Source organism: Psychrobacillus sp. NPDC058041 (assembly GCF_042885655.1).
Classification (GTDB): Bacteria; Bacillota; Bacilli; order Bacillales_A; family Planococcaceae; genus Psychrobacillus.
In genome coordinates this window covers 310,895-336,928 of record NZ_JBHVRO010000004.1, presented here as the reverse complement: position 1 = coordinate 336,928, position 26,034 = coordinate 310,895, and the positions used below count along the sequence as shown (strand labels likewise).

Here is a 26,034-nt window from a genome sequence, read left to right as displayed (position 1 = left end):
TTTGTTCCTCTGTGAGCCAGATGAATCATCACAACGCAACGCACGCGTAAGCGGCGCCCCCGCGGAACGCGTCCACCTGAAACGGAAATCCACCTTTTCCTACCGTAAACACCTGGCGAAAAAGAATGGGCGATTATATAAATTGAACTTTTAAAATTGTGCGGATCCCCCAACAAATATTATAGAAACCGAAAAAAAGGATGATCCCACTTAAAAATGTAGGATCATCCTTTTGAATTATACTATTAGCTTTCGCTGCGAGTTGAGCGAGTTCTTGTGCTACGTTGAGTAGAACCGTCACGAGGACCGCTGCTACGACGTGCTCCGCCGCTGCTTGGACGAGAACCGCCACCAGAACGTGAAGATCCGCGATCGCTTCCTCCGCGACTTGAAGATGAACTACGTCCGCCACCGCCGCTGCGGTTACCTTTGTAACCACCGCCACCGCTGCGTCCGCCACCACCGCTACGTTCTCTACGAGCTGGTAATGGACGTTCTTCAGAAAGAGCGATTGGTGTATCATCTGGCTCTTTTGTTAATGTTTTTAAAGCAGCAGCAATAACATCAACTGCTTCAAAATTTTCAAGCATTTCTGCTGCTAATGTGCGGTAATCGCCTAAATCGTTTTTATTCACAACTTCTGTTAACGTTTCAATTGCAACACGTTGTTGACCAATTAGCGCTTCATCTGAACTTGGAGGACGAAGAGCAGTCATACGTTTTTTCGTTGTATCTTCTACAATACGTAAGTAACCCATTTCTCTTGGCGTTACGAATGTTACAGCAATACCACTTTTTCCTGCGCGTCCTGTACGACCAATACGGTGAACATAGCTCTCAGGATCTTGTGGGATATCAAAGTTATATACATGTGTTACGCCAGAAATATCTAATCCACGTGCAGCTACATCAGTTGCAACAAGAATGTCGATTTTATTTGATTTAAATTGTTTTAATACTGACATACGTTTCGCTTGACTTAAATCACCATGAATTCCTTCCGCTAAGTAACCACGGATGCTTAATGCATGTGCTAGTTCGTCAACACGACGCTTTGTACGACCAAAAATAATTGCAAGTTCTGGTTGGTGTACATTTAATATTCTAGAAAGAACATCAAATTTTTCACGTTCAGTTGCTTTTACATAGAACTGTTCAATGTTTTCAACAGTCATTTCTTTAGACTTGATTTTAACTTCAACTGGATCTTTCATAAATTTATCTGCAATTTTACGAATAGGTCCTGGCATTGTAGCTGAGAACAATAATGTTTGACGCTCAGCAGGAACACTTTCTAAAATTGTATTGATATCTTCGATGAATCCCATGTTAAGCATTTCATCTGCTTCGTCTAAGATAAGTGTTTGCACTTGATCAAGCTTCAATGTACGACGGTTGATATGGTCAAGAATACGACCTGGTGTACCAACAATTACTTGAGGTTTGTTTTTTAGTGCACGAATTTGACGACCAATTTCTTGACCACCATATACAGATAAAAGACGAACTTTTTTGTCATATCCTAATTTATATAGCTCTTCTGAAACTTGGATTGCTAGTTCACGTGTTGGAGCGATAATTAAAGCTTGAATGTTCGGGTTTTTAGTATCAATTTTTTCAATCATAGGGATACCAAAAGCTGCAGTTTTACCTGTACCAGTCTGTGCTTGACCAATAACATCACGGCCACTCATAGCATGTGTAATAGTACCTTCTTGGATTGGTGTTGCTTCTTCAAAACCCATACGTTGAACGGATTTTAATGTAGAAGCACTAATATTTAATTCTGAAAAATTTGTCAAAATTTTAATCTCCTTTTTGTTCTGTTTTGACAAATGGTTACATTTTCAGATGAAATTGCGGCAAATTCGAGCCTATACGAGGAACGTTTCCGTTACTTAAAATTCTCTGTGGTTTACTGTTCAGAGGGGTCTTATATAAAGGGAAAGCCCGGTCTTTTGCCGAGCGGTTCGTTAATGAATAAGCAAATCTGATTCCTTCAACAAACCGTTATGTTCAAAAAAAAGTACTCTTCATCAAATGCTGAAGAGTCTTCACACAAAATGTATCCATTGCTCTAAACGTAGTATATCATGCCTTATAATTAGTTGCAATGAATTAGCAACTGTTGTAATTGTTAGTTAATTACTTTCTCAGTTTCCACCTCTTCGTCCTTTAAAAACCGAAGTGCTTTAGTAAACCAAACTTCACAATCCTCGCTATAGCATATATGATGCTTCCCTTTTTCTAAGTAAGTTAACTCTTTTTTTACTGAACCCAACTGGTCAAACAAAAACTGAGCAGCCATATATGGAACAATACCATCTTTTTTTCCTTGTACTAAAAAGACTGGTATTGTAATTTGGCCATAAAAAGGCTCCACTATACGTACTACTCGCATAAATTCTAAAGCGGCATGAATAGGAGTATTTTTAAATTTCCTCCTATAAAACTTGTATAACTGGTTGTTCTCTAATTTTCCAGTCAAAGCCTCTTTTGCAATCTCGCGAATGTCCTTCAGTAATTGGTTTGGGTACACGTACTTGGCAGCTGCACTTAATAAGATTAGTTTATCGATTGGATAACGATTTGCTAAATATAATGCAATTAGACCACCCATTGAAAATCCAATTACATACACCCGTTCTACCTCTTTTTGAAGCTGTCTTAGTGTTTGTTCTGCTGCCATCATCCAATTTTCCGCAGATAATTTTTCAAGGGCTAGCGTTTCCCCATGTCCAGGTAGTGTAGGGACAACTATTTCCCAGTGTGTATTTGCTTTTAGAAAATCTACAAATGGTTCTAGTTCATAGGGTCCACCGGTAAATCCATGAATGCAAAGTACACCTGTTTTCATAATGTCCCTCCATTCCCTTTTTTTATTTTTGGAACGGTTCAATTACTCTTTCTAATTTCATTCCACGTGAGCCCTTCACTAAAACAATAGATTGTTCATTGATATGTTTTTCTATAAAGGAAATCAGTTGTCCGTAATCATTTTCAACCCAAATAATACGGTCTTCATTGAAATTTTCTTTTAACTTACTATATAACCATTTCATTCTTGGTCCAAATAAGCAAATCCCTGTAAAAATTGAATTTGAAATAGCAGTACTTATCTCTTCATGGTATTGCTTTTCGTTTTCACCAAGTTCTAACATGTCTCCTAGGACGAGCCATTTCTCTGGTTTAATCGTTGATTTTTCCACAAAAGATATAGCTGCCCGCATCGATGTAGGAGCGGCATTGTATGCATCATTGATAAAAATAGCTCCATTTGACGCTTCTACAACTTGCATACGCATATCTGTTAAGACGATATGCTTCAATGCTTCACGCATTTGATCAGCTGATAACCCTACTTCTTTTCCTATTAATAAAGCCGCCAATGTATTTTTCACCTGGTGCTCTCCTAAAATGGGAATAGACATTTCTTCATTTAATTCACCGGATACACGAAATAAGCTTCCTTGTTCCGTAAAGGCTACTTCCGCAATACGCAAATCATTTTGTTCATCCACACCAAATGATTTTGTCATTATAGAAGGTACACTTTCCACAAATGGACGAAGTAACGGCTCATCTCCATCATAGAATAACTTTCCATTTTCTTTTAACCCAGAAATGATTTCAAACTTAGCTTTAGCAATTCCTTCTCGAGACCCAAGATCTTGCATGTGAGCTTCTCCAATATTCGTAATGACTGTATAAGTTGGCTTTGCAAGATTCGATAAGAACTCTATTTCTCCAAAGGAACTCATTCCCATTTCTAGTACAGAAAACTCTGTATTTTCTTCAAGCGAGAGGATCGTTAAAGGCATTCCTAATTCATTATTAAAATTACCTTCCGTTTTCTTTACTCGGAAATAAGGAGAAAGCATGCCTGCTACTAAATCTTTTGTAGAGGTTTTCCCATTTGAACCAGTGATTCCGATGAAAACTGTTTTCAACTCAGCACGATAAGCAGCCGCCATCTCCTGAAGAGCTTTTTCCCCATTTTCAACAAATAAAAGAGGAACACCTTTAGGTGGATTTGGTTCATCCTGTAACCAAAAAGATGCTACTGCTCCTTTGTCAAAAGCATCTTGGACAAAATGATGCCCATTCATATGTTCTCCCCGAAATGGGATAAATATATCTCCTGGCTGCAATGTTCTTGTATTAATCGATACCCCTGTAACAAGTGGATTCTGCTCGTGGGTAGATTCCAGATTTAACCATGTCGCAATTTCAGCTAATCTTTTTTTCAACTTGGTCACACTCCGTCCTTCGAATGTTCAAGTTGTTGTTTTTCCTCGTAACGTTCGATTGCAAGATCTATCAATTCTTCTATTAGACCTGAATAAGATAATCCCGATTCCATCCAAAGCTTTGGATACATACTAATTGGCGTGAATCCTGGCATAGTATTTACCTCATTAATAATCACATCTTCATTTTCCGTTACAAAAAAGTCAGCTCGAACAAGACCAGAACAATCCAACACTTTAAAAGCACGAATCGCAGCATCTTCCATTTTCTTTAATAATTCATTAGAAACAACTGCTGGAATGGCATAGTTAGTTGTACCATCTTCGTATTTTGCTTCATAATCATAAAAATCTTTTGTAGGTAAAACTTCTCCTGCGACGGAGCATCTTGGGACATCATTTCCTAGAACACTCATTTCTAATTCACGAGCGACAATCCCTTGCTCAACAATAATTTTGCGATCATATTTAAAAGCAATTTCCACTGCTTTTATTAGTTCTTCTCGGTTTGACGCCTTACTAATACCTACACTTGAACCCAAATTCGCAGGTTTCACAAACAAAGGCCATTGCAATTTATCTTCCATTTTCGCTATTAAATCTGCTTGATTGTTTTTCCACTCATTACGAATGAAATGTACATATGGAACTTGCTTCAATCCCGCCTGAGCAAATAGTTGTTTCATCACTACTTTATCCATCCCAGCAGCAGATGCCAAAACACCATTCCCTACATAAGGTAAGTTCAATACTTCTAGTAAACCTTGCACAGTCCCATCTTCGCCGTTAGGGCCATGAAGTAATGGAAAAATAACATCGAGACTAGCATTTGTTTTCGACTGTCCTACTTCTGTCTTAGAGGTTTCTACCGGTAAAAAACTTGTAATATTATTCGGTTTGCTTTTACCTTCTCCAAATTGAAGCATTTGTACAGACTCTGCAGGTCCAATTAACGCATCACCTTTTCTCCATTCACCTGTTTTTGTGATGAATATCGGATATACTTCATATTTATCAAAATTAATTGCTTGAGTTACCGCTCGTGCTGTCAATAACGACACTTCATGCTCAGCAGATTTTCCACCATATAATAAACCTAATTTTATTTTCATTAGTTAAATAACCTCCACGTTTTGGATAGTACTAGTTTATCACGGACAGTGTCATTAGTTGAATAATTTCCACCATAACACCAAAAAATAGATACTCATTCCTATTAAGATAGCATATGCCTTTCCCCTCAAAATCGTTTTTTTAATCATTTAAATAATATGACTAAGAAAAACCCGGCAATAAGACGTCCGTTCCTTTCAAGAAGAGTAGCATATGAATGTCGTTGCTTTTCGCTACGGTAGACGCTTTTCATGGCATCAGTCTTCTATCCTCTCAGCGATAGCTAAGCTAAATCTTCTTGTTAGGTTCTACTCACTTAATGGATTGTAGTAAAAGGTGGCGACTCCAGCGGGATGAGTGAGTCAGATGAGCCATCACAACGTACGCGTAGCGGCGGTGATGGCTCATCGCTCGCCCCGCGGAAAGCGTCCACCTGAAACGGAAATCCGAGGTATTATTTAATTCTTTAAAGTACCATGAACACTGGTTTTGCAGGACGATAATGCAAATACTCTTCACCAATTCCCAAGTGCTTTGGAATAAATCTTGACTAAACAATAAACGCTTTTGCAACTTTACGAAGCAAAAGCGTTTATTTATATTTGTATTAACAAATCAGCCGACTTGTTTAAATGATGTTTTAAGTCCCCTAATACTTCATCTGGGAATATATTTTCAGGTAAGCATCTTATTTCGATTCCATAATTTGTTTTATCCAACTTAAATAAGGACATTAGAACACCATCCTCATAATAATCAGCATATGCTTCCACTTTTTCCGAGAATAGCTCTGGTAAAACTACATTATTTTTCTTTCTCCAAAAGGCAGTAGATTTTGCTTTTTCACTTATTTGTTGATTAAATACACTAGCTATTAAATTATATAAGTCATCTATATCACGAAAATATATTTTGGTGATTTGCTCACCTTCATCTGTCAAATAAACAAATCTATTTTGTAAATGATGGTAAAATGGTAAACGAAAGGCTTCTTTTTTATGCGCTATATATAATAATTCTGCTTGTTCTTGAGGAGACAGCATATTTAACTTCCTTTCATCAGAGAAGTCAAGTATACATAGTTCTGTCGGTCTTTCAACGTAATCTTTTAAGAAACGAGTGTATTGATCTTGCACAACAAATTCTAGCTGGGTATGGATATTAAAAGATGTATCTTCATATCGGTGTTTTAATAACAAAAGAGCTGGCAAATCAGAGAAATACCTTATAAACTGCTGTACGGATAGTCCACTAAATAATGCAAAGTGCTCTGTTTCATTCACATGTACATATAAATGAGTCAAATATTCTTCTATTTCTTTCTCTTTTTTTGCCACTGAATTCACTCCCTCATCATCTGTTTATATTAGCATAATTTTTACAAATGAAACATCTGTTTTTCATTAAACGTCTCTAATAACTGACAAGCAAAAAACATGTATTTGAGCTATAATAAGAAAAATGTAAGCTGCCGTTTTTCTGTGACAAGTATTATGGCAACTAAAACATGAAAATGAAATTTAGAAAGAAGTTTAGGTGACTCTATGGAAAACAAAAAAAGCTTTGCCGATCGCTTCGATTGGACACTTGCGTTTATTATATTATTATTTTTAATTATAAGTTTGCTAGCTATTTCATCTGCGGTTACAACTGGACAATATGCTGGAACAAACTTTGTAGCAAAACAAGTTTTTTGGTATGTAGTGGGCACTATTATTATAGGGCTAGTTATGTTTTTTGAACCCGAGCAATATAAGAAAATGTCCTGGTATATTTATGGTTTTGGTGTGTTACTTCTTATTATTCTTTTTATCATGCCTGGAAGTTTGGCTTTTGTAGCGCCTAAGAACGGGGCAAAAAGTTGGTTTCACTTACCTATTGGAGATATTCAACCCGCTGAATATATGAAAACTTTCTATATTTTAGCACTTGCTAGATTGATTACAAATCATCATGAAAATTATTTAATGAAGAGCTTGAAAACAGATTTTATATTACTTGGAAAAATTGCTTTAACAATGCTTTTACCATTGGCATTTATCTTGAAGCAGCCCGACCTTGGTACTGCTCTTGTATTTTTCGCCATTACAGCTGCTCTTGTTATTGTTGCAGGGATTACTTGGAAAATTATCTTACCACTATTTTTAGGTGGATTAGGTATTGGTGGTCTACTGTTATGGATGGCTCTTTATATGCAAGAATTTTTAGAAGCTAAATTTGGGTTACAAGTATATCAATTTGCACGAATCTATTCGTGGTTAGATCCATATGCATACGCCTCGAATGAAGGGATGCATTTAATCACTTCCTTAAAAGCCATTGGTTCTGGAGAGATATTTGGGAAAGGCTATGGTGGCCGAGTAGTTTATGTCCCTGAAAATCATACCGACTTTATTTTTGCTGTTATTGGGGAAGAATATGGATTTGTAGGTGCTAGTATTGTCATTAGCATTTTCTTTTTCCTTATTTTTCATTTAACGAAAATCACACTTCAACTAAAAGATTCTTACAGTACGTATGTGTGCGCAGGAATTATTGCGATGGTTACATTCCACGTTTTTGAGAATATCGGTATGACCATTCAATTACTTCCGATTACAGGGATTCCGTTACCATTTATTAGTTATGGTGGTAGTTCGCTCATGGGGAATCTGCTTGCGATTGGTTTAGTCTTCAGTATGAAATTCCATCATAAGACGTATATGTTCGCCAAAAATGAAGATGATTGAGAAACCTTAAGACCCATAGGACGTCTACACGAGGGCACTGAAAAACTATCGTTTAAAAACAATTAAGCTTTCCATATAAAAAACGGCACTTTTTGTTCGATTTTGAACAAAAAGTGCCGGTTTTCTTTGTTTATTTCTTATCTAATAAATGGGAAAAGAGCGAGTTGAGGTTGTCTAAAAAACTAAAAAAGTAGAGGGGATCCAACAATCCCCACTCTACTTTTTATTTTTAGAAAATCATTGAAAAAAGGCGACACTCCAGCGGGAATTGCATTAGTCGAATATCCCACAGCGAAGCGAGGTGGCTGAGTAACGCCCGCGGAAAGGGAGCCGTTTCAACGATCGTCTACAAGCCCATCTTGTAAAATCAAATTATATGGACTTTATCAGTGACCTCGTCTACACTTGGCAAGAGTAATACAAAAAAATGATTTTAGAAAGATATTTAGGTGAATTTAATGGAAAATAAAAAAAGCTTCTCCGACCGCTTCGATTGGACTCTTGCTTTTATCCTTTTACTATTTTATATAGTTAGTATAATTGCAATCTCCTCAGCCCAAACTACAGACCAATATCATACAAATTTCATACCAAAACAAACATTTTGGTATATCTCAGGTGCACTTGTTATAGGCTTAACAATGTTTTTTGATAGTGAACAATATAAAAAAATGTCTTGGTTTTTATATGCAGGTGGTATTTTAATATTAATAGCCCTTGTTTTAGCACCAGGGGGAGTAGGTCAAATTGCAGAACCGCGAGGAGGGGCAAAAAGCTGGTTTCATTTACCTGGAATTGGAAGCCTCCAACCTTCTGAACTGATGAAAACTTTCTTCATATTAGCGCTTGCCCAAGTTATAAGTAAACACAACGAAAAGTTTTTATTTCGTTCTATAAAAACGGATATCATTCTACTTGGAAAAATCTTAATAACAACCGGCATCCCGTTACTCTTTATTATTCAGCAGCCTGATTTGGGTACTTCCCTAGTATTCCTTGCTATTACATCTGCATTAATAGTTGTAGGGGGAATCACTTGGAAAATAGTTGTACCTGTCTTATTCACATCAATCACAATGGGTGGTACTTTTTTATGGATGGCACTTTATAAGCAAGATATTCTAGAAAAGTTTGGTTTCCACAAATATCAATTTGGTCGCGTGTATTCATGGTTAGATCCATATTCATATGCTAATACAGAAGGTTATCATTTAATTACTTCTTTAAAAGCAATAGGTTCAGGTGAAATGTTTGGAAAAGGGTATAAAGGTAGAGAAGTTTATGTAGCGGAAAATCATACAGACTTTGTTTTTAGTGTAATAGGTGAGGAATATGGATTTATAGGTGCGAGTATTGTCATAAGTTTATTCTTTTTACTCATTTACCAATTAACAAAAACAGCCATACAAATTAAAGATCCATTTAGCACATATGTGTGCACTGGTATTATTGCTATGATAACTTTTCATGTTTTCGAGAATATCGGTATGACCATTCAATTACTTCCGATTACAGGAATTCCATTACCCTTCATTAGTTATGGCGGAAGTTCGTTAATCGGAAATATGCTCGCAATAGGCTTAGTATTCAGTATGAAATTCCATCATAAAACGTATATGTTCGCTAAAAATGAAGATGACTGAGAAAATCCCGCGGTTTCACTATTACCGCGGGATTTTTGTGTGAACCATAGAGCGAATTCGTTATTATATTTTCAAATAAAAAAAAAGAGAGTGGCTCTAAAATTCGTGTGTTACGAACTTTTTTAGAGTCACCCTCTTTTCAACTTTGCACGTGAGGACTTTGTGCTGGTGGTGCTAACGCTTTAAGCATGTCAAGTCTCGATTTTGTCATTGTAACAGTCACACCTAGTTTTGCAAGATTACTTACAATTTTCTTCAAATCAACTTCCTTAGCCATTCTTTCCACCTCGTCCTTTCATCTATTATTACGATTTATTATTAAAAAAGTTTCTTGTTTTTTTATTTTATCTCTACCCCATCATAACACTTTTTATATCGTTTAAATCTTTCATTTTTGTTACATATTTTATTCTTTTGTAAACCAAGCTAGATAATAACAAAAAGGAGTGATTTAAGTGAATGTGAAAGATGTGATGAGTAAAGAAGTCGTTACCTGTAATCCCCAAGATTATGTGAACGAAGTTGCTGACCAAATGCGTACTTTAGATATTGGCTGCCTTCCGGTCCTCAGTAATAAAAAACTTGTAGGCATGATTACCGATCGTGATATTGTGACACGTTCTGTTGCCAAAGACACTAAAAGTAAGGTGGAAGATGTTATGACCAAATCCGTCATTTCTGTGTCCCCTGAAGACTCTACAGCTGAAGCTTCCATCATTATGGCGAGAAACCAAGTACGTCGGCTCCCGGTTGTGGAGAATAGTGAGCTAGTTGGTTTTGTTTCTTTAGCTGACTTGGCATTTCCTTTTCCTCATGCACAAGAAATTTCTCATGCTATGGAAAGTATATCCGAACCACGGAAATATTAAACCTAAGGAGCTATCACTTTTTTTATAATCGGGTAGCTCCTTTTCGGATTATACAAATATAACTGTCCTTCTTAATTCTCTCGTATAACATTATAAGTAGCTTCTATGTTCATTATTACGGAGTGGCAAACTTAGAGGAAAGATGTAATATAGAGAGTAGCAGATTTTAAGAAGGCAGGGGTAAAAATGAAAAAAACTATTATTATTTTAATGTCCATTCAGTTTTTAGTTTATCTTGGTTTTGGAATAATTATTCCTGTATTACCAGTGGTAATTTTACAGCAAAACTACAGTGAAGTGCATGTAGGAGGATTATTAACTGTTTATGCTTTAGCGTCCTTCTTTACTGCCCCTCTTTGGGGAATGCTTTCCGATAGAATTGGACGAAAAACGCTTATTTTAATTGGGCTTGTTGGATTTAGCTTAAGCTTTTGGTTATTTTCTTTATTTTTTGATTCTCTTTTCATGCTTTACTTATCTCGAGTAGTTGGAGGATTATTCTCTGGGGCACTTTACACAGCTGTAACAGGTTTTGCTGCGGATTTATCTAACGAAGAAAACCGCAATAAGTATATGGGCTTTCTAGGGATGTCAATTGGTTTAGGATTTATTTTCGGACCTGCAATAGGTGGTGTGTTAGGTCATGTTAGTTTATCATTACCATTTACTGTTTCCGCAATATTATTGTTAGTAATTTTTATATACGCTTCTATCATTTTAAAAGAACCAGAACGTTCAGGTGAAGCAAATAAACGTGCCCTTCTTCCTAAAGGTGCTATAAGTTTATGGACGTATCGTATAAAATATTTATTCCTATTTTCATTTATGGTAACTTTTTTACTTGCTGGTTTGGAAGCAACATTCCAATTGTTCCAAATCAGGAAAGTGGAGATTACTCCTTTACAAATCGGTTATCTGTTTATGTTCAGTGGCTTTGTAGACGCTGCTATTCAAGGTGGCGTTGTTAGACGTATTAAAAATGGTACTGAAACGAAGTGGCTTTTATATGCACAGATTATTACTGCCGTTGGTTTGTTTATGACAGTATTTACTACAAACATTTTTTGGGCTGGTTTTTCGCTTTGCGTGTTCACAGCAGGTAATGCTCTTGCTAGAACGACAATCGTTTCTCTTAGTACAAAAGAGTCAGGTGGAAGTTACGGAACAGCTGCTGGGATGAGTTATTCAATGGATAATCTAGGACGAATTATTGGTCCTTTATTATTCGCATGGCTATTCACAATCCAACCAAACAATATTTATGTACTATCAGGCGTCCTCGCGGTTCTTTCGATTGGTTTTATCTTTGCATTCCGCAGATCTACTAAAACATTACGAAATGCGGAGTGAGATTGATTGATTGTTGTTAAAGATTGATCGATATCGGGTAGACATTGATCAATTATCATGGAAGATTGATCGATTCTCCATTTCATCTTTTAAAAAAACAAATGGCCACGGAGACAGAATGTTTCTCCGTGGCCTTTACTTTATTCATTCGCTGTAACCGATAGAGATGTATCCGCATTTTTTCTTTTTAATTCAGGGTGAGCAATTCTAACAACAGACGGTCTAGCAAGGATTAACACAACTATGATTAATATTGTGGCAGAAGCAATAAGAATTGTTGGTGCTGGTAAAACATCGTATAAAAATCCGAATAGTACCATCCCGAGTGGCATTAATCCCATTGCAAAAGTTTCTAATATAGAAAACACTCGCCCTTTATAATCATCATCAACCATTTTTTGCATCATTACTTGTAATGGCGTATTTGTGATTATTATTGCAACACCAAAAACAAACATGATAAAAATATAAAACCCAACAGTCACTACATAAGACATACCAATTAACAATGGTAAAGCAATCGTTCCTATCAAAATTCCAAGCACGATAATACTCCATTTGGAAACTAAGAAAGGATATTTCAACTCTTTACGACTGGAAAAATAGATAGACATTAGTAGCATTCCCACTGCAAATGCACCTTGTGTAAACCCAAAATGCTGTGACCCTATTTTCAACTTCTCAATTAAAATAAATGAATATCCGACTTCAAATGCTCCGAAAAGAAAATTGACAAGAAGTAAGAGGACAATCATAACTTTCAAAATTGGTTGTTTCAACAAATAATTTAACCCGGCTTTCATGCTCTGCAGCATTGGCTCCTTCTCTTCTCCTTCTACTATTTCTTTACGTTTAGCAAATAAATTAAAATTCATCGTTGATTCTAAAGCAACAGCTAAGACGGACGCAACCAGATACATAATAAGAAATACAGGCATTTTTACAGCACCGTATAATAATCCACCAACTGCAGGACTTCCAATTGCAGCAAAAGAAATGGACATTTGGTTCAAAGACATTGCTTTTTGAATTCTTTTTTCATCTACTAACCCCGTAATTGAAGAACTAAATGTAACACCTGAAAATAAGGAAGTTAACGATAAAATAACAGTTGTCGTATAAATCGCTATTAATGATAATCCAGCTGTTAAACTAAAAATAAGTAAACCAGTTATCGCTAAAGTAGTTGCAATTTGCGCAACGATAACAATCATTTTCCTTGAGTATCTATCTGCAGCATATCCAGCAAATGGAGCTACCAGTGTTCTCGGTAAAATGCTGCATATTAAATTCATTGCAAAACTTGTTGCGGAGCCAGTCAGCTGCAAAATATAAAAACTAATTGCAAAAGCATACACTTGTGCCCCAAAACTCGAAATCATCTTGCTAATTGTAAATGTCCACAAATGATATGTGGCCTTTTTCAGCTTTAACACTTCTTCCATTTTAATTTCCCCTTTGATTTGTTTAATTTAATTAAACAAACAATACCATAATATTCCTTCCTTTTCAAGAAAAAGTTTAATATAATTAAACCATAAATACGAGGTGAAAATATGTCTACACTTGGAGAACGAATTCGAAAGCTTAGAAAGCAACAAAAAATGACACTTGAAACACTAGCTGGTACACACCTTACAAAAGGAATGCTCAGTTTAATCGAAAATAATAAGTCAAATCCTTCTATGGAGAGTTTAAGTTATATCGCGGAAGGATTAAAAGTAGATGTTTCAGAGCTTCTTGAAGAAGTAAGTGTGCATGAACTAAGAGAAGTATTAGAAAAAGCAGAAATGCTTTTTAATACAGGATATGATGAATTAACTAATGAACACCAACAACTAATAGAATTAGTAGAGCCCTTTATACATAAACTTACGCAAGGATATGAATCCGCGCGACTACTTGAAATGTATAGTAAATGTCAATACCACGAAAAAAAAGATGGCTGGGAATCTTTAATAAATCGAGCCGCAACGATGTATGAGCAAATGAATTTGACGACAAAACGCGGAGATATCGGGTTGTTTCTTGCAGCAATTCCATTTTACAATCACGATTACCAAAAAGCACTAGACATACTGCATGCAGAGCGAGCAGAACTAGAGGCGAACCCATTATGGATTGACCCTCTTTCTCGTTTAAATTATGACTACTTAGAAGCTGCACTGCTATTTGCAGTTGGAAAATATGAAGATGCTATCCGTGTAATGGAAAAAGCAATTGAATTCTCTAATAAAAACAAAATATTTAATCAAGTAGATGACTTATACAGGTTAGCCGCTTTTCAAGCCTTGATGTTCGAGGACGAAGAGAAAAAGAATTACTACTTACAAAAGCTTCTTGCATACGGGGAATTTGCAGATGATGAGGACTCCAAAGTTTTCATTCATTATGCGGAAATACATTACTTGAATTCATATAAAAAAATGTATGAGGAAGCAGATCGTTTATACAATTCATTTTCAATTAGAGGCACGGAGAAAAAATTATTTACTCCTTTTTTCTTGCTGGAGAGAGGAAAAACATTTTACGGTATGCAAAAATTTGAAGAATCAATTGAAAAGTTGGAGGAAGTGCATATACCCGGTATTCTCCATCATCCAATCGATTTATCGATATTTTACGAAAAAGATGCGTATATCGCATTATGTTACTTGGAGCTGAACCAAAAAGAAAAAGCACTAGTATATGCAAAAATAGCTTTAGATAATATTAATGACATGCCAGATACTCCATATAAAGCATTTATCAAAGAAACGTATGCGAAAGTGAGAAGAGACTGAAACCTTAGTCTCTTTTTTACGTATAATATAGAAATATTGGAAAATTTATGCGAAGGAGGTATTCTTAATTGAAAAATAAGTGGTTCTGGGGAGTTATTATTGTCATTCTCGTAAGTTGGATTGGTAATATTATTTATTTTCAAACAAAGCAATTAAGTGAACCTATCATATTAAACGCATATATAGATAGGCCTTCTTATGAGCGTACAAGTTTTTCCCTCCCTTATTTGACTAATAAAAATGAAGTAGTGGAATTAGATCATCTTCTAGTCGATGGGTACACTTATTCAAATGAACAAAGCTTCACTCCTTGGTTTAATGAACCTTCCACCCAATCTTATACACAGGAGTTTACGCACCATTTTTTGAAGGAAGCAACTTTCACTTTAGATGAACAAGATTTAAAACGTTTGCAAGAAAGTATTCAAACAAATAAAGTGTTTGCACGCTTCACAAACGGTCAAGTCGTTCCTGTTCAAGTAGATAAGCTAAGTTTCACTCCATTTATAATGGATGAAACGATATTTACCAACACTCGCTATTTTACTAGCAACCAAGGAATACAAGGACATTTCCTGGAAGTAGTAGAATCCGTTACTATGAATTCTATTGAACTACCAGAAGTTATTCAAACTCAATTCGATTTAAAAATAATGGTACTAAAAAATACATCTACGAATAGTACAAAAGTTAACGACATTGTCCATACTGATTGGTTAGAGATGAATGCACCGCTTTATACTGATATAGAGTGGCCATTGCTAATAGAGGCGGGAGATACAGTTGCCCTAATTTTTCATACAAAAGATGAAATAGAAGATGTAGAATACATATCAGCTTTACAAGAATGGACTGGAGAGACCCTAAATGGAGGGGCAGTTCGTTACAGTTTTCTTTTTCAAAACGATCTTTATCTATCACAAAAACAGTTGAACGCATTCCTGAGGAAAGCAAGAGGTGAAGCAAAATGAACGATGGATTCAAGCAGTTAATCATTGGATTTCTTTTCGTACTCATCAAAATTCATATTGTAGTAGATATTTTACCGGACTTTATTGGTTATATTTTCATTTATAATGGTATAAAACAAATTGCTACTTTATCCTCTCAACCTTATGAGAAATTAAAAATTCTTTCGATTATTTTAGTAATTGCTTCTATACCTAACTTTTTCTTAAATGATCAAGTAATACAACAAAGTGGATGGTTTAGTTACTATCCTATATTCCTTAGTTTACTAAAAGTGATTCTCGTCTATTACTTATTCGGCTTACTCCGAGGCGTTGCAAAGTTGCTTCCTTCTAATGATGCACTGCAAGCAACGAATCGAATGTATACTTGGTATTTATCAATAGTTCTAGGTTCATTGTTTTTTCAATCTCTTGTGATGAATCTTCCAGTTAATGTTACATTTTCTGCAATGCTTTTTATCGGTATATTAGTTCTGCTCATTGAGATTTCTTTTCTTGTCTATCTTCGAAATATGCAGAAGCGATTTCCAAGTAACGGATCTTTCAATAGATATGCATAACAGATTGCTCTCGGCATCCTAACTTGGAGACTGCTCTTTTTATCTTTGTGGACACATTATTCTTTATACGGTCAGAAATTTTTCTATACGGTAACATTATTTTCTATACGGTCAGAAACTTTTCTATCCGGTTGGAATTGTCTTTTGTAATTGATATCTAAAAGAAAAGCTGCCCTGAATAGGACAGCTTTTCTTATTTTATTATGCTTCGACTGTTTGTGTTTCTAACGGTGCATTATACATTTCTTTGTCTAATTCCCCAGTAATTTTCGCAGTAGCTACACCGGCTGTCATTGCTCCGCTTACATTTACAGCTGTACGCCCCATATCAATTAGTGGTTCAACAGAAACAAGCAAGCCTGCTAAAGCAACTGGTAAGTTTAATGCAGAGAGTACAAGAATTGCTGCAAATGTTGCTCCCCCACCTACTCCAGCTACTCCAAACGAACTGATTGCAACGATTGCAACTACGGTTAGGATAAACATTGGATCTAATGGATTAATGCCTTGAGATGGTGCAATCATAAATGCTAGCATCGCAGGATAAACTCCTGCACATCCGTTTTGTCCAATAGACAAACCAAAAGATCCTGAGAAGTTAGCAATTCCTTCTGAAACGCCAAGTTTATTTGTTTGCGTATTTATATTAATGGGTAAAGTACCTGCACTTGAACGTGAAGTGAATGCAAACAATAAAGGTTCTGCCGCTTTTTTCACATAAGTTATTGGATTTAATCCAGAAAGAGTGATGATTAATAGATGGATTGCAAACATAATTGCTAATGCCACATATGATGCAATAACGAATTTACCTAAGTTAAATATTGCTGCAAAGTCGGAAGTTGCAACTGTTCTTGCCATAATTGCTAAAATTCCATATGGCGTTAAGCGAAGTACGATTTTTACAACACTCATTACAAGCGTGTAAATTGAATCTATTCCTTTTTTAATTGTTGCAGCAGTTTCAACTTCTTTACGAGCTACTCCCAAGTATGCAAATCCTAAAAACGCCGCAAATATTACAACACCAATCGTTGATGTTGAACGTGCCCCTGTGAAATCTAAAAACGGATTTGCTGGTAGTAAATCTAGCATTTGCTGAGGAAGTGTTTTATCTGCTACTTCTGCAGAACGTCCTTCAATATACTCAGCTCGTGCAGATTCAGCGTCTCCTTGAACAATTTGATCTGCATTTAAATCAAAAATTGCTGCAGAACTTATTCCAACAACTGCCGCTATAGCGGTTGTACCTATTAAAATACTAAGAATAATAGCTGCCATCTTTCCAAAGTTTTTACCAATAGTAAGCTTTGTAAAAGCTCCTAGAATTGAAATAAATACTAGAGGCATTACAATCATTTGCAATAATTTTACGTATCCTACCGCTATCAAGTTATACCATTCAATAGAATCTGTTAAAACTTCTGATGTAACACCATAAATAATGTTTAGTGCTAAACCTAATGCTACCCCTAAACCTAGCGCAGTAAATACTCTTTTAGAGAATGAAATATGTTTCTTTTGCATAAAAATCAATACTCCAACGAACACTAACAACGCTACCACATTAAGAATAATAAATAATAAATTCATATGTATTCCTCCATTTTTATCGATTTACAAATATTAATACATTTAATCCTATCGGTCAAGTAGGTTTTATATTTTTTTACTTTTTGGTGTACCTTCTTTCTTCTCAGCAAATCAGCTATACTTAAAGAGGACTTAAAGAATGGACAAGTGGAGGTGTAAACTTGGCGGCAAGCATTTTAAGTTTAATGGTTACAGGTACTATCATATTAAATATTTTTCTAGCTATCGCATTAATCTTTTTAGAACGAAGAGATGCATCTTCAACTTGGGCTTGGATATTAATTCTTTTCTTTGTACCTATTGTTGGGTTCGGTATTTATTTATTATTTGGTAGAAAACTTCGCAAAAAACATTTGTTTCGTTGGGAAGGCAAAAATAAAATTGGAATCGATAAATTAATTGATTTTCAAATGGAAGCAATAGAAGATGACTCCTTTGATTTCCGTTTAGATGATACAAGTCATTATAAAGAGTTAATCATCATGCATTTGCATAATAACCACGCCGTTTTAACACAGGACAATAATGTTGAAATTTTCATTGATGGGCGTAAAAAGTTTGACGCACTTTTACATGATTTAGAAAACGCTAAAGATCATATTCATATTCAATATTATATTTTCCGTCTAGATAATCTTGGTCAGCAAATATACGACGTGCTTTTAACAAAAGCAAAACAAGGTGTAAAGGTTCGAATTTTATACGATGATATGGGTTCTCGTTCCTTAAGGAAAAAGCATTTTAAAGAATTAATCGAATTGGGGGGACGAGTAGAAGCATTCTTTCCCGCAATTTTCCCTTTAATTAATCCACGCATGAATTATCGTAATCACCGAAAAATCGTCGTGATTGATGGTCGTATTGGCTATATCGGTGGGTTTAATGTGGGGGATGAATACTTAGGTTTAAATAAACGATTTGGTTACTGGCGTGATACACATTTACGCATTGAAGGTAGTGCTGTTCACCCCCTTCAAACACGATTTTTACTGGATTGGAACCAGGCCTCGGCTGAACATGACATCGAATACTCGGATATATTTTTTCCAGCTATTCCGATGAAAGGTTCTGTTGGTTTGCAGATTGTCTCAAGTGGACCCGATTCCGAATGGGAACAAATTAAAAATGGCTATCTAAAGTTAATTATGATGGCAAAAAAGTACATTTACATTCAAACACCATATTTTATCCCGGATGCGAGTTTTATGGACACGCTTCGCATTGCATGTTTGTCTGGCATAGATGTGCGTATCATGATTCCAAACAAACCGGACCATATTTTCGTCTATTGGGCTACATATTCCTATGTAGGGGAACTAATAAAAGCGGGCGCAAAAGTGTATATTTATCAGAATGGTTTTTTGCACACAAAAATGATTGTCATTGACGATGAAGCGTCAACAGTCGGGACAGCAAATTTAGATGTTCGTAGTTTTAAGCTCAATTTTGAAGTAAATGCATTTATCTATGATCGCGAAACATCCCATGAACTTGCCGAGTTATTTGAGGAGGATATGAAATTATCTACCGAGCTAACTTGGGAATTATATGATGGTAGATCTCGAAAAATTAAGTTTAAAGAGTCACTTGCGCGGCTACTTTCACCAATATTATAAAAGAGGTTTCCGCTTATGCGAAAACCTCTTTTCTTTTTATTCGGATTACCTATTTTATTAAATATCCAAATATTCTTCTAATGTCGTTCCGGCTTCAAACACTTCTTTCGCTAATTGTTTTCCAACATAACGGAAATGCCATGGCTCGTACATATATCCAGTAATTTTTTCTTTGTCTTTTGGATATCTCATAATAAATCCATATTTATACGCATTTGCTGCAATCCATTTTCCAGCTTCTGTTTCCCCAAAACTTTCACGTGCAAAATGCTGTTCGAAATGCTTCTCTCCTATATCAAACGCTAGACCGGATTGATGTTCGGAGAATCCTGGACGGGCACTATATCGATCCGCAGCGTCTTGACCATCATGACTTACGTACCTTTCATAAAGCGTTGTTTGATATTCAAATGACCGATATGTGCTGAATGCAACAAGTTCATAACCCGAAAGCTTTGCTTCTGCCGCCATTTCTTCAAAAGCCTCTCTTGCTTCCTTACTTTCTCCTGGAGCAAATGTAGAAGGTAGAGGATATTTTTTACTAGCAATTAGTACCCCGTTCACATACTCAGGTTCAGTTGGTAATGTTTCGTGACCTTCATATCCTTTCGGTCCCGACATGTCGATTTCAGGCTCCTCGACAACTGGTTTTTCCACTTCAGGGATTTCTTCTACTGGTTTCTCTCCAGCTTGTTCATTTCCATTTGAATTATCAACCTTTTTTTCAGTGTCAGGCTCTTCAACTTTATTGGATAAACCTAATGCATTCATACTTTTATCTATATTCCAATCATTTATTCCTATCCAAGCAACGATTGTCCCTATTAATAATATTGCAATAGATCCAGAAACAATATATGGCCACTTCTTTTGTTTTTTCTGTTTAAATAAGGTCTGTCTAGATTTCATGGTCTTCCTTCTTTCCATAACGATACTACTAGTTTAACATCTTTCCCATAAAACTACAGGGAAAAATAAAAAAACGTGTTTCCTTTTTATGGGTAACACGCGGAAAATTTTAAAAGTTAAAATAAAATTATTCCCAGTACGACGAAGAATAATATAGCAAATAAAATTGTCATACCCTTCATCCACTTGGCTTCACGAACGTACCCTTTTTCTTTAAAGCTAATAGCACGATATCCATTACTAAAAGCAAATATAGCCGTCATAAAAAGAACTGCCATATTAAGATTCCCTAAAATAATAAAAACTAAAGATGCAATAGCTGCTGCAATAATAACTATCGCGATAATCCAATTTTTCTTCATATGCCTCACCTCTCAATAAAAAAACGAAGCTAAATAAAGCTTCGTTTTAGACAGATTCCTCTGCTTTTTCCGGATGATTAGAATAAAACTTACGTCCTAAGTATGTTTGGAATATTAAAATAACCCCACCAACTGTCCAATATAACGGCAATGCAGCCATAGAACTGAAGGAAATGAACATAATCATAATAGGAGAAATATAAACCATCAATTTCATTTGTTGTTTCTGCTGCTCAGGTACTGTCCATAACGATACTCTCGCTTGAAGGAAATAAACTGCTCCTGCAATAAGAGTCATCGCGATATCTGGTGAACCTAGATTAAACCACAAGAAAGGATGTGTTTTGACATCCGCTGAGTGCGAAATAGCAAAGTATAATCCCATAATGATTGGCATTTGAATAAGCATTGGTAAACAACCCATATTAATCGGATTAACTCCGTGCTTACGGTATAGTCCCATCATTTCTTGTTGTAGCGCAGCTTGTTCTTCTTTTGACTTCGTTGCTTTCAATTTCTTTTGGATTTCGTCCATTTCTGGCTTCAATTTATCCATTTTTACTTTCATACCCTGTTGATTTTTATAATTTCTAAGCATTAAAGGCATTAAAGCAAAGCGAATAAGTAACGTTATCGCAATAATTGCAAGTCCGTAACTTCCATTGAATATTTCACCAAAGAAATTAAGCAAAAAATTAAAAGGTCGAACAAAGATATGATAAAAAGTACCTTCTTTATTTTCTACTCCTGAACATCCACTAAGCATGACTGTTGCGAACACAAGAATAGAAAGCAAACTTATTTTCTTTTTCAATTCTTTCACCTTCAATTATTAAGCTATAACGAGTATACCTTACTATGAAGCTATTTATCAAATATAACATGTACCAATTGTTAAATTGCCTTATTTTCATTTGGAAAACTATAATTAAAATTCGGATATTCTTGGTGATCTCTGAATTGCTTCGGTGTTATTCCTGTATATTTTTTAAAAATACGTGTGAAATAACTTTGATTGCAAAAGTGAAAGGAATCGGAAATATCAGATATACCTTTATTTGTATGTCTTAAAAAGTATTGACACTCCTCAATTTTTCGTATATTCAAATATTCTACAAGGGTAACTCCTGTATGCTCGCGGAATATTCGTGATAAATGGCTTGCACTAATATTAAAATGGTTGGCTATATCTTCCACAGTTAAGTTATTCTCTATTTCGTCATTAATAAACACGATAACTTTGTTGACCGTTTGATGACCAAATGAAGGTTTTTTTCTTTCCGTTATTACCATTACAAAAAACTCTACAAGCTCGTCCGCACATTGAAGAAACTGTGCATCACTCATTTTAGTTTCAATTACACTCACACTCGAAATATTAAAAGCCATTACTTTGTCTACCGGCACTTGATTTTCATGCAGCTTTCTACCCATCAATCCAGCTAGTTGTATGTAATAATTTTTTACCCCTAAAATCATTTGCTTTTCTGCCTTTAAAATAATTAATTCAATCATCTCTCGTAAAACCTTTTTAGCAGCATCTATTTCAAATGAAAACATATGTAAGAATAACCTTTTTTCTAATTCTAAAAAAGTATCTAGTCCTTTAACGCTATTTACTAAAGCTATTTCTTTAATATACATTTTTGAAAAATTCTCTAAAAATATTTTATCTACATGTTGCATAAGGACCTCTTCTCTCTTTTAGTACTTTTGGTTTACTTTGTAACTAGGTTTCTAGTATCATTTTATAACATAATATTGAAAAAGGAAAATATTTTTGATTCTTTTATTAGTTACATTTTAGGTATTTATATAATTTCGTTATTGTAGAAGAGTCCAATAGAGATTACCATTTTATATTTCCCATTGTTTTATGTTATTAATGTAATCAATTCAATCCCTACCTATAGATATAACTTTTTTACTTATTTTAGTAAATGTGTAAAACACCACATTTATATTTCTCCTTTCTAATACTATCAACAACTCTCAGTTTTTTAAATATCATACCTCCTTTGCAAGTTCCCATTCCCCTTTATACCTAATTTTAAACTGAAAAAATAATTAATAAGCGCTAAATAATAAAATACTTGGTTTAAAACAACACAAAATAGAATGATTTACCACTTTGTTTGCTATGAAGATATATATGAGGAATATTAGTTTTTTTACTTTATTATTTGTTTCTCTTTTTTTGATTTATTTACACAGTTCCTGCTTCATTTACTTATTCCGCCAATCATACCTCAAATGAAACTAGAGGGAAAGGCGTTGCCTTGTCAGGAGCATTTGTGGTACTAGCTGCTATCCTCGGACCAGCAAAACAAATTCAAGTTGATAAAGCAGCTTCTTCTACTCCCATATCGGTTAATATATTTTTTCAAAATAAAGGGGTGGTAAGAGCATTTTCAGGTGCATTCTTCTTAATGTTTTCGCAAGGTGTTTTAGCATATATGCTTCCTTTTAAAGTGGTTCATCTCGGTTTTTATGCTACAACTAGCGGATTATCACTAAGTACTTTTGATCTCGTGGCAATATTAGTATTTATCTTGCCTATAAATCATATTTTTGATCGAGTGAAACCAATTAAAAGGCTAGCTTTCGGAATGGGATTCATGGGGGTTTCTTGAGTTAACTGCAAATGGTGGGGTTTTCTTAACAGGAGTCATGCTAATCTTTTTATCTTTAATGTCTCTAACCAATAACAACAAGTAAGCAAGGGCTCCTGTAAAAGAGTCCTTGCTGTCCTTCTTATCATCTTATTTTTCTTTAGAATTTATTTTTGTAGATTCTTTACTTTTATTTTGTACTTCCTCATTGTAATATTGAACGCTAGTCATTGCTCCCTCGTCTACCATCTTATTGTCGGGAATGTTATGAGGATCTGGATGACCCGCAGATGTTAAATCCGAATTATTATGTTTTTGTGCTTCCATAAATGAATTTACTTTTGCTTTCGTATTATTAAATGCAATAATTGCTTTATCACGATTTTCTTTTTTTCTAAAATATGCGTAAGCACCTGCAGCGAGTCCTGCAAGTAGGAGTGATTTATTGTTACTTTTAGACATTTATTTCCCCTCCAAATTTTATAGATATTATATCTATCTTATTTCTTACCCGTTATTTCAAAAACAAACCCCTATTTTATCTTTTATTACGAACCATATTTACATGAGGAATCCCATCTTCATCAAAAATGTCAGACATTGTTATAAAACCTAGAGACTCATAAAATCTTTGTAAATGGCTTTGTGCGCATAGTTGAATAGTTTGAATGTTCCAAGCATCTTCTGCCTCTTCTATTGCTTTTATCATTAGTTGTCTTGCAACTCCTGTGCCACGTGCTTTTTCCTTTACAATTACTCTCCCAATGGAACATACATCATATTTTTCTCCAGGAGGAAGAACTCGACAATATGCAATTACTTCTTCTTTCTCTATACACATTAAATGCAATGACTGTTGATCATATGTATCTAAATCTGGATATGCGCAATTTTGTTCAACAACAAATACATCCACACGTAGCTTAAGTACTTCATATAACAGATTTACATCAAATTCTTCAAACTTTAATAATCTCCATTCCAATAAAAACCCTCCCTTTTAATTTTATTATTGCACAATGGTAGAAGAATGGTCATATATTTGTTATGATTACAAAAAGAATTTAGAGGTGATTTCAAATGATCAGGGCGATCACGTTAGAGGATTTAACAACTGTTCAACAAATCGCAAAGATCAGTTGGAACGACACATATAAAGGTATAATTCCCGAAGAAATACAACAACTTTTTTTAGATAAAGCTTATTCGAACACAATGCTTGCTAAACGTATGGAAAAGACTATATTTTTACTAGCTGAATATGAAAATAATGCTGTAGGATTTGCTAACTTTACATATGTTGATGAAGATGGGGATGCGGAATTGACCGCTATTTACGTATTACCAGAGTTTCAACAATTAGGTCTGGGTAAAAAAATGCTACTAGCTGGCTTGAACAAGATGCCAACAGGTAAACAATTATTTGTTTATGTTGAATGTGAAAATAGAGGTGCCCGCATTTTCTATGAACGATTTGGTTTTGAGTGTTTAGAAGAATTCGACGAATATTTTGAGGGTCATCCTTTATCAACAGCTAAATATGTTTACTTATTAAAAACACCGACTTACTGAGTAAGTCAGTGTTTTTGTTTATAGCGGTTCGTTTGACGAGTAGTTTCCACCTGGATCTGCAAACTCCTCCGTTGACTTTCGAACGAAACATAAAATGGCAGCTATATATAGTAAAATTGAGGTTATTGAAAGAATCCCCGCTAATACTCCAGCAAATATAAACATTATACCCGCAAGTTTTTGGTTTTTATTATTGTAAATGAAAACAATTCCAAATATATTTAACACTAAACTTATAAAAATCGAAATTACTATACCCCATCCAATAACATTTACTCCACTCAAAATTACATCTGCATTTTGAGTAATATATTCAACATCTTGAGCAGATATTGCTGGATTAGTTAGTATTTGATTTTTTAATTCAGTATTAAACCCTTCTTCTTTCAATGTGGTACTGACTCCTATAACAAGCAAAGAGATCAATACTATTGAAATCAAACTAAAAATTGCACTAATAACACCGAGTGCAATTTCCCCGGTACGCTTCATATGAATAACCTCCTTTAGCTAATAGTTATTCTACGATTATACATTAGAAAAGTTTCGTCGTTTCTTAATATCACGCTTCAATCAACGTATGTATGGGGCAAATTATATTTGCTTAGTAAGATAGATGAGCTAAATCCTCTTTTAGGTACCACTCACTTAATGGATTGTAGTGAGAGGTGGCGACTCCAGTCGGAGGCCAACAGGATGTTGGTCACGAAGGCGTTGCCACACGATGTGGCGCTCTTAGCCTTTGTTCCTCTGTGAGACAGATGAGCTATCACAACGAACGCGTCCACCTGAAACGGAAATCCGCGGTATTATTTAATTCTTTAAAAACTATCAATATTAGTTAGAGAACTACATTTTATCCGGATGCACAAAATTTCACCAAATTTTAAAAAGCAATAGCATCTCTTACTCAATAACTATTACATGATAGCATGATCACTATACCTATCTTCTTAGCGATAGCTAGGCTAAATCTTCTTGTTAGGTACTACTTACTTAATAGATTGTAGTGAAAGGTGGCGACTCCAGCGGGATGAGTGAGACAGATGTGCCATCACAACGAACGCGTAGCGGCGGTGAGGGCTCATCGCTCACCCCGCGG

The 26,034-nt window shown here is 35.2% G+C and carries 25 protein-coding genes; 10 read left to right on the top strand and 15 right to left on the bottom strand.

The features are described 5' to 3' along the window. Nucleotides 1-245 precede the first annotated feature (245 nt). The 5 genes from cshA to ACFVR1_RS09110 all read right to left on the bottom strand — a co-directional run bounded on the left by cshA (nucleotide 246) and on the right by ACFVR1_RS09110 (nucleotide 6,700). Nucleotides 246-1,802 carry a degradosome RNA helicase CshA gene (gene cshA / locus ACFVR1_RS09130; protein WP_387583237.1) on the bottom strand — a complete coding sequence of 519 codons (1,557 nt, stop codon included), beginning with the start codon at nucleotides 1,800-1,802 and terminating at the stop codon, nucleotides 246-248. A gap of 335 nt (nucleotides 1,803-2,137) precedes the next feature. Beyond that, nucleotides 2,138-2,857 (bottom strand): alpha/beta hydrolase, encoded by a 720-nt coding sequence (locus ACFVR1_RS09125; protein ID WP_387583234.1) that lies wholly within the window; start codon nucleotides 2,855-2,857, stop codon nucleotides 2,138-2,140. 22 nt (nucleotides 2,858-2,879) lie between these two features. Next, a complete protein-coding gene (locus ACFVR1_RS09120) occupies nucleotides 2,880-4,250 on the bottom strand; it encodes a UDP-N-acetylmuramoyl-tripeptide--D-alanyl-D-alanine ligase (protein WP_387583231.1) in 1,371 nt (456 codons plus the stop codon). A gap of 5 nt (nucleotides 4,251-4,255) precedes the next feature. Beyond that, complete coding sequence (locus ACFVR1_RS09115; RefSeq protein ID WP_387583229.1) at nucleotides 4,256-5,362, bottom strand: D-alanine--D-alanine ligase; 1,107 nt, start codon at nucleotides 5,360-5,362, stop codon at nucleotides 4,256-4,258. 597 nt (nucleotides 5,363-5,959) lie between these two features. Next, nucleotides 5,960-6,700, bottom strand: a complete 741-nt coding sequence (locus ACFVR1_RS09110) for a hypothetical protein (RefSeq protein WP_387583227.1) — start codon at nucleotides 6,698-6,700, stop codon at nucleotides 5,960-5,962. Between the two features lie 207 nt (nucleotides 6,701-6,907). Here ACFVR1_RS09110 and ACFVR1_RS09105 point away from each other — a divergent pair, with 207 nt between their 5' ends. Both ACFVR1_RS09105 and ACFVR1_RS09100 read left to right on the top strand, forming a co-directional pair. After that, on the top strand, nucleotides 6,908-8,092 hold the full coding sequence (locus ACFVR1_RS09105) for an FtsW/RodA/SpoVE family cell cycle protein (RefSeq protein WP_387583224.1): 1,185 nt from the start codon (nucleotides 6,908-6,910) through the stop codon (nucleotides 8,090-8,092). A 458-nt stretch (nucleotides 8,093-8,550) separates the two neighbouring features. After that, nucleotides 8,551-9,735: an FtsW/RodA/SpoVE family cell cycle protein gene (locus tag ACFVR1_RS09100; protein ID WP_387583222.1), complete on the top strand. Its 1,185-nt coding sequence runs from the start codon at nucleotides 8,551-8,553 to the stop codon at nucleotides 9,733-9,735. A 139-nt stretch (nucleotides 9,736-9,874) separates the two neighbouring features. On the opposite strand, the gene ACFVR1_RS09095 is transcribed toward ACFVR1_RS09100, so the two are convergent. Continuing rightward, nucleotides 9,875-10,012, bottom strand: a complete 138-nt coding sequence (locus ACFVR1_RS09095) for an Lmo0850 family protein (RefSeq protein ID WP_342599254.1) — start codon at nucleotides 10,010-10,012, stop codon at nucleotides 9,875-9,877. A gap of 178 nt (nucleotides 10,013-10,190) precedes the next feature. On the opposite strand from ACFVR1_RS09095, the gene ACFVR1_RS09090 reads away from it, so the two are divergent. Together ACFVR1_RS09090 and ACFVR1_RS09085 are read left to right on the top strand one after the other, a co-directional pair. After that, entirely contained in the window at nucleotides 10,191-10,604 is a 414-nt protein-coding gene (locus ACFVR1_RS09090; RefSeq protein WP_387583218.1) for a CBS domain-containing protein, read from the top strand. 186 nt (nucleotides 10,605-10,790) lie between these two features. Further along, nucleotides 10,791-11,954: an MFS transporter gene (locus ACFVR1_RS09085; RefSeq protein ID WP_387583215.1), complete on the top strand. Its 1,164-nt coding sequence runs from the start codon at nucleotides 10,791-10,793 to the stop codon at nucleotides 11,952-11,954. Between the two features lie 140 nt (nucleotides 11,955-12,094). Here the strand turns inward: ACFVR1_RS09085 and ACFVR1_RS09080 are convergent, their stop codons facing one another. Further along, nucleotides 12,095-13,399: an MFS transporter gene (locus ACFVR1_RS09080; RefSeq protein WP_387583213.1), complete on the bottom strand. Its 1,305-nt coding sequence runs from the start codon at nucleotides 13,397-13,399 to the stop codon at nucleotides 12,095-12,097. 111 nt (nucleotides 13,400-13,510) lie between these two features. On the opposite strand from ACFVR1_RS09080, the gene ACFVR1_RS09075 reads away from it, so the two are divergent. From ACFVR1_RS09075 to ACFVR1_RS09065, 3 genes are all read left to right on the top strand, one after another. Then, nucleotides 13,511-14,737, top strand: coding sequence for a helix-turn-helix domain-containing protein (locus ACFVR1_RS09075; protein ID WP_387583211.1), 1,227 nt, complete (start codon nucleotides 13,511-13,513; stop codon nucleotides 14,735-14,737). Nucleotides 14,738-14,805: 68 nt separating this feature from the next. Beyond that, the gene (locus tag ACFVR1_RS09070; protein ID WP_387583208.1) at nucleotides 14,806-15,708 is read left to right on the top strand and encodes a hypothetical protein; all 903 of its coding nucleotides are present in this window, start codon (nucleotides 14,806-14,808) and stop codon (nucleotides 15,706-15,708) included. Beyond that, nucleotides 15,705-16,268 (top strand): hypothetical protein, encoded by a 564-nt coding sequence (locus ACFVR1_RS09065; protein ID WP_387583206.1) that lies wholly within the window; start codon nucleotides 15,705-15,707, stop codon nucleotides 16,266-16,268. Before ACFVR1_RS09070 ends, ACFVR1_RS09065 begins: the two co-directional genes overlap by 4 nt. Nucleotides 16,269-16,469: 201 nt before the next feature. On the opposite strand, the gene ACFVR1_RS09060 is transcribed toward ACFVR1_RS09065, so the two are convergent. After that, nucleotides 16,470-17,861 carry an L-cystine transporter gene (locus tag ACFVR1_RS09060; RefSeq protein WP_387583204.1) on the bottom strand — a complete coding sequence of 464 codons (1,392 nt, stop codon included), beginning with the start codon at nucleotides 17,859-17,861 and terminating at the stop codon, nucleotides 16,470-16,472. A 185-nt stretch (nucleotides 17,862-18,046) separates the two neighbouring features. On the opposite strand from ACFVR1_RS09060, the gene cls reads away from it, so the two are divergent. After that, the gene (gene cls, locus ACFVR1_RS09055) at nucleotides 18,047-19,477 is read left to right on the top strand and encodes a cardiolipin synthase (RefSeq protein ID WP_387583317.1); all 1,431 of its coding nucleotides are present in this window, start codon (nucleotides 18,047-18,049) and stop codon (nucleotides 19,475-19,477) included. Nucleotides 19,478-19,534: 57 nt separating this feature from the next. Here the strand turns inward: cls and ACFVR1_RS09050 are convergent, their stop codons facing one another. The 4 genes from ACFVR1_RS09050 to ACFVR1_RS09035 all read right to left on the bottom strand — a co-directional run bounded on the left by ACFVR1_RS09050 (nucleotide 19,535) and on the right by ACFVR1_RS09035 (nucleotide 22,434). Further along, entirely contained in the window at nucleotides 19,535-20,386 is an 852-nt protein-coding gene (locus tag ACFVR1_RS09050) for a M15 family metallopeptidase (protein WP_387583201.1), read from the bottom strand. Nucleotides 20,387-20,502: 116 nt separating this feature from the next. Continuing rightward, complete coding sequence (locus ACFVR1_RS09045; RefSeq protein WP_387583198.1) at nucleotides 20,503-20,748, bottom strand: hypothetical protein; 246 nt, start codon at nucleotides 20,746-20,748, stop codon at nucleotides 20,503-20,505. Nucleotides 20,749-20,794: 46 nt separating this feature from the next. After that, entirely contained in the window at nucleotides 20,795-21,562 is a 768-nt protein-coding gene (gene yidC / locus ACFVR1_RS09040; protein ID WP_387583196.1) for a membrane protein insertase YidC, read from the bottom strand. Nucleotides 21,563-21,642: 80 nt separating this feature from the next. Continuing rightward, nucleotides 21,643-22,434, bottom strand: coding sequence for a helix-turn-helix transcriptional regulator (locus ACFVR1_RS09035; protein WP_387583193.1), 792 nt, complete (start codon nucleotides 22,432-22,434; stop codon nucleotides 21,643-21,645). 593 nt (nucleotides 22,435-23,027) lie between these two features. On the opposite strand from ACFVR1_RS09035, the gene ACFVR1_RS09030 reads away from it, so the two are divergent. After that, nucleotides 23,028-23,381, top strand: a complete 354-nt coding sequence (locus ACFVR1_RS09030; protein ID WP_387583190.1) for a hypothetical protein — start codon at nucleotides 23,028-23,030, stop codon at nucleotides 23,379-23,381. Between the two features lie 129 nt (nucleotides 23,382-23,510). Here ACFVR1_RS09030 and ACFVR1_RS09025 read toward each other — a convergent pair whose 3' ends face one another. Together ACFVR1_RS09025 and ACFVR1_RS09020 are read right to left on the bottom strand one after the other, a co-directional pair. After that, nucleotides 23,511-23,822: a hypothetical protein gene (locus ACFVR1_RS09025; protein WP_387583187.1), complete on the bottom strand. Its 312-nt coding sequence runs from the start codon at nucleotides 23,820-23,822 to the stop codon at nucleotides 23,511-23,513. Nucleotides 23,823-23,898: 76 nt separating this feature from the next. Continuing rightward, nucleotides 23,899-24,345 (bottom strand): GNAT family N-acetyltransferase, encoded by a 447-nt coding sequence (locus ACFVR1_RS09020; protein ID WP_387583185.1) that lies wholly within the window; start codon nucleotides 24,343-24,345, stop codon nucleotides 23,899-23,901. A 95-nt stretch (nucleotides 24,346-24,440) separates the two neighbouring features. On the opposite strand from ACFVR1_RS09020, the gene ACFVR1_RS09015 reads away from it, so the two are divergent. Then, complete coding sequence (locus ACFVR1_RS09015) at nucleotides 24,441-24,932, top strand: GNAT family N-acetyltransferase (protein ID WP_387583183.1); 492 nt, start codon at nucleotides 24,441-24,443, stop codon at nucleotides 24,930-24,932. Between the two features lie 18 nt (nucleotides 24,933-24,950). Here the strand turns inward: ACFVR1_RS09015 and ACFVR1_RS09010 are convergent, their stop codons facing one another. Continuing rightward, nucleotides 24,951-25,424, bottom strand: coding sequence for a DUF4064 domain-containing protein (locus ACFVR1_RS09010; RefSeq protein ID WP_387583181.1), 474 nt, complete (start codon nucleotides 25,422-25,424; stop codon nucleotides 24,951-24,953). Nucleotides 25,425-26,034: the final 610 nt, after the last annotated feature.

What these genes read in the sequence shown, in the direction of transcription:
- ACFVR1_RS09125 (WP_387583234.1), bottom strand. Translation starts at nt 2,857, where the DNA reads ATGAAAACAGGTGTACTTTGCATTCATGGATTTACCGGTGGACCCTAT.
- ACFVR1_RS09115 (WP_387583229.1), bottom strand. Translation starts at nt 5,362, where the DNA reads ATGAAAATAAAATTAGGTTTATTATATGGTGGAAAATCTGCTGAGCAT.
- ACFVR1_RS09105 (WP_387583224.1), top strand. Translation starts at nt 6,908, where the DNA reads ATGGAAAACAAAAAAAGCTTTGCCGATCGCTTCGATTGGACACTTGCG.
- ACFVR1_RS09100 (WP_387583222.1), top strand. Translation starts at nt 8,551, where the DNA reads ATGGAAAATAAAAAAAGCTTCTCCGACCGCTTCGATTGGACTCTTGCT.
- ACFVR1_RS09095 (WP_342599254.1), bottom strand. Translation starts at nt 10,012, where the DNA reads ATGGCTAAGGAAGTTGATTTGAAGAAAATTGTAAGTAATCTTGCAAAA.
- ACFVR1_RS09085 (WP_387583215.1), top strand. Translation starts at nt 10,791, where the DNA reads ATGAAAAAAACTATTATTATTTTAATGTCCATTCAGTTTTTAGTTTAT.
- ACFVR1_RS09080 (WP_387583213.1), bottom strand. Translation starts at nt 13,399, where the DNA reads ATGGAAGAAGTGTTAAAGCTGAAAAAGGCCACATATCATTTGTGGACA.
- ACFVR1_RS09075 (WP_387583211.1), top strand. Translation starts at nt 13,511, where the DNA reads ATGTCTACACTTGGAGAACGAATTCGAAAGCTTAGAAAGCAACAAAAA.
- ACFVR1_RS09065 (WP_387583206.1), top strand. Translation starts at nt 15,705, where the DNA reads ATGAACGATGGATTCAAGCAGTTAATCATTGGATTTCTTTTCGTACTC.
- ACFVR1_RS09060 (WP_387583204.1), bottom strand. Translation starts at nt 17,861, where the DNA reads ATGAATTTATTATTTATTATTCTTAATGTGGTAGCGTTGTTAGTGTTC.
- cls (WP_387583317.1), top strand. Translation starts at nt 18,047, where the DNA reads ATGGTTACAGGTACTATCATATTAAATATTTTTCTAGCTATCGCATTA.
- ACFVR1_RS09050 (WP_387583201.1), bottom strand. Translation starts at nt 20,386, where the DNA reads ATGAAATCTAGACAGACCTTATTTAAACAGAAAAAACAAAAGAAGTGG.
- ACFVR1_RS09045 (WP_387583198.1), bottom strand. Translation starts at nt 20,748, where the DNA reads ATGAAGAAAAATTGGATTATCGCGATAGTTATTATTGCAGCAGCTATT.
- ACFVR1_RS09035 (WP_387583193.1), bottom strand. Translation starts at nt 22,434, where the DNA reads ATGCAACATGTAGATAAAATATTTTTAGAGAATTTTTCAAAAATGTAT.
- ACFVR1_RS09025 (WP_387583187.1), bottom strand. Translation starts at nt 23,822, where the DNA reads ATGTCTAAAAGTAACAATAAATCACTCCTACTTGCAGGACTCGCTGCA.
- ACFVR1_RS09015 (WP_387583183.1), top strand. Translation starts at nt 24,441, where the DNA reads ATGATCAGGGCGATCACGTTAGAGGATTTAACAACTGTTCAACAAATC.
- ACFVR1_RS09010 (WP_387583181.1), bottom strand. Translation starts at nt 25,424, where the DNA reads ATGAAGCGTACCGGGGAAATTGCACTCGGTGTTATTAGTGCAATTTTT.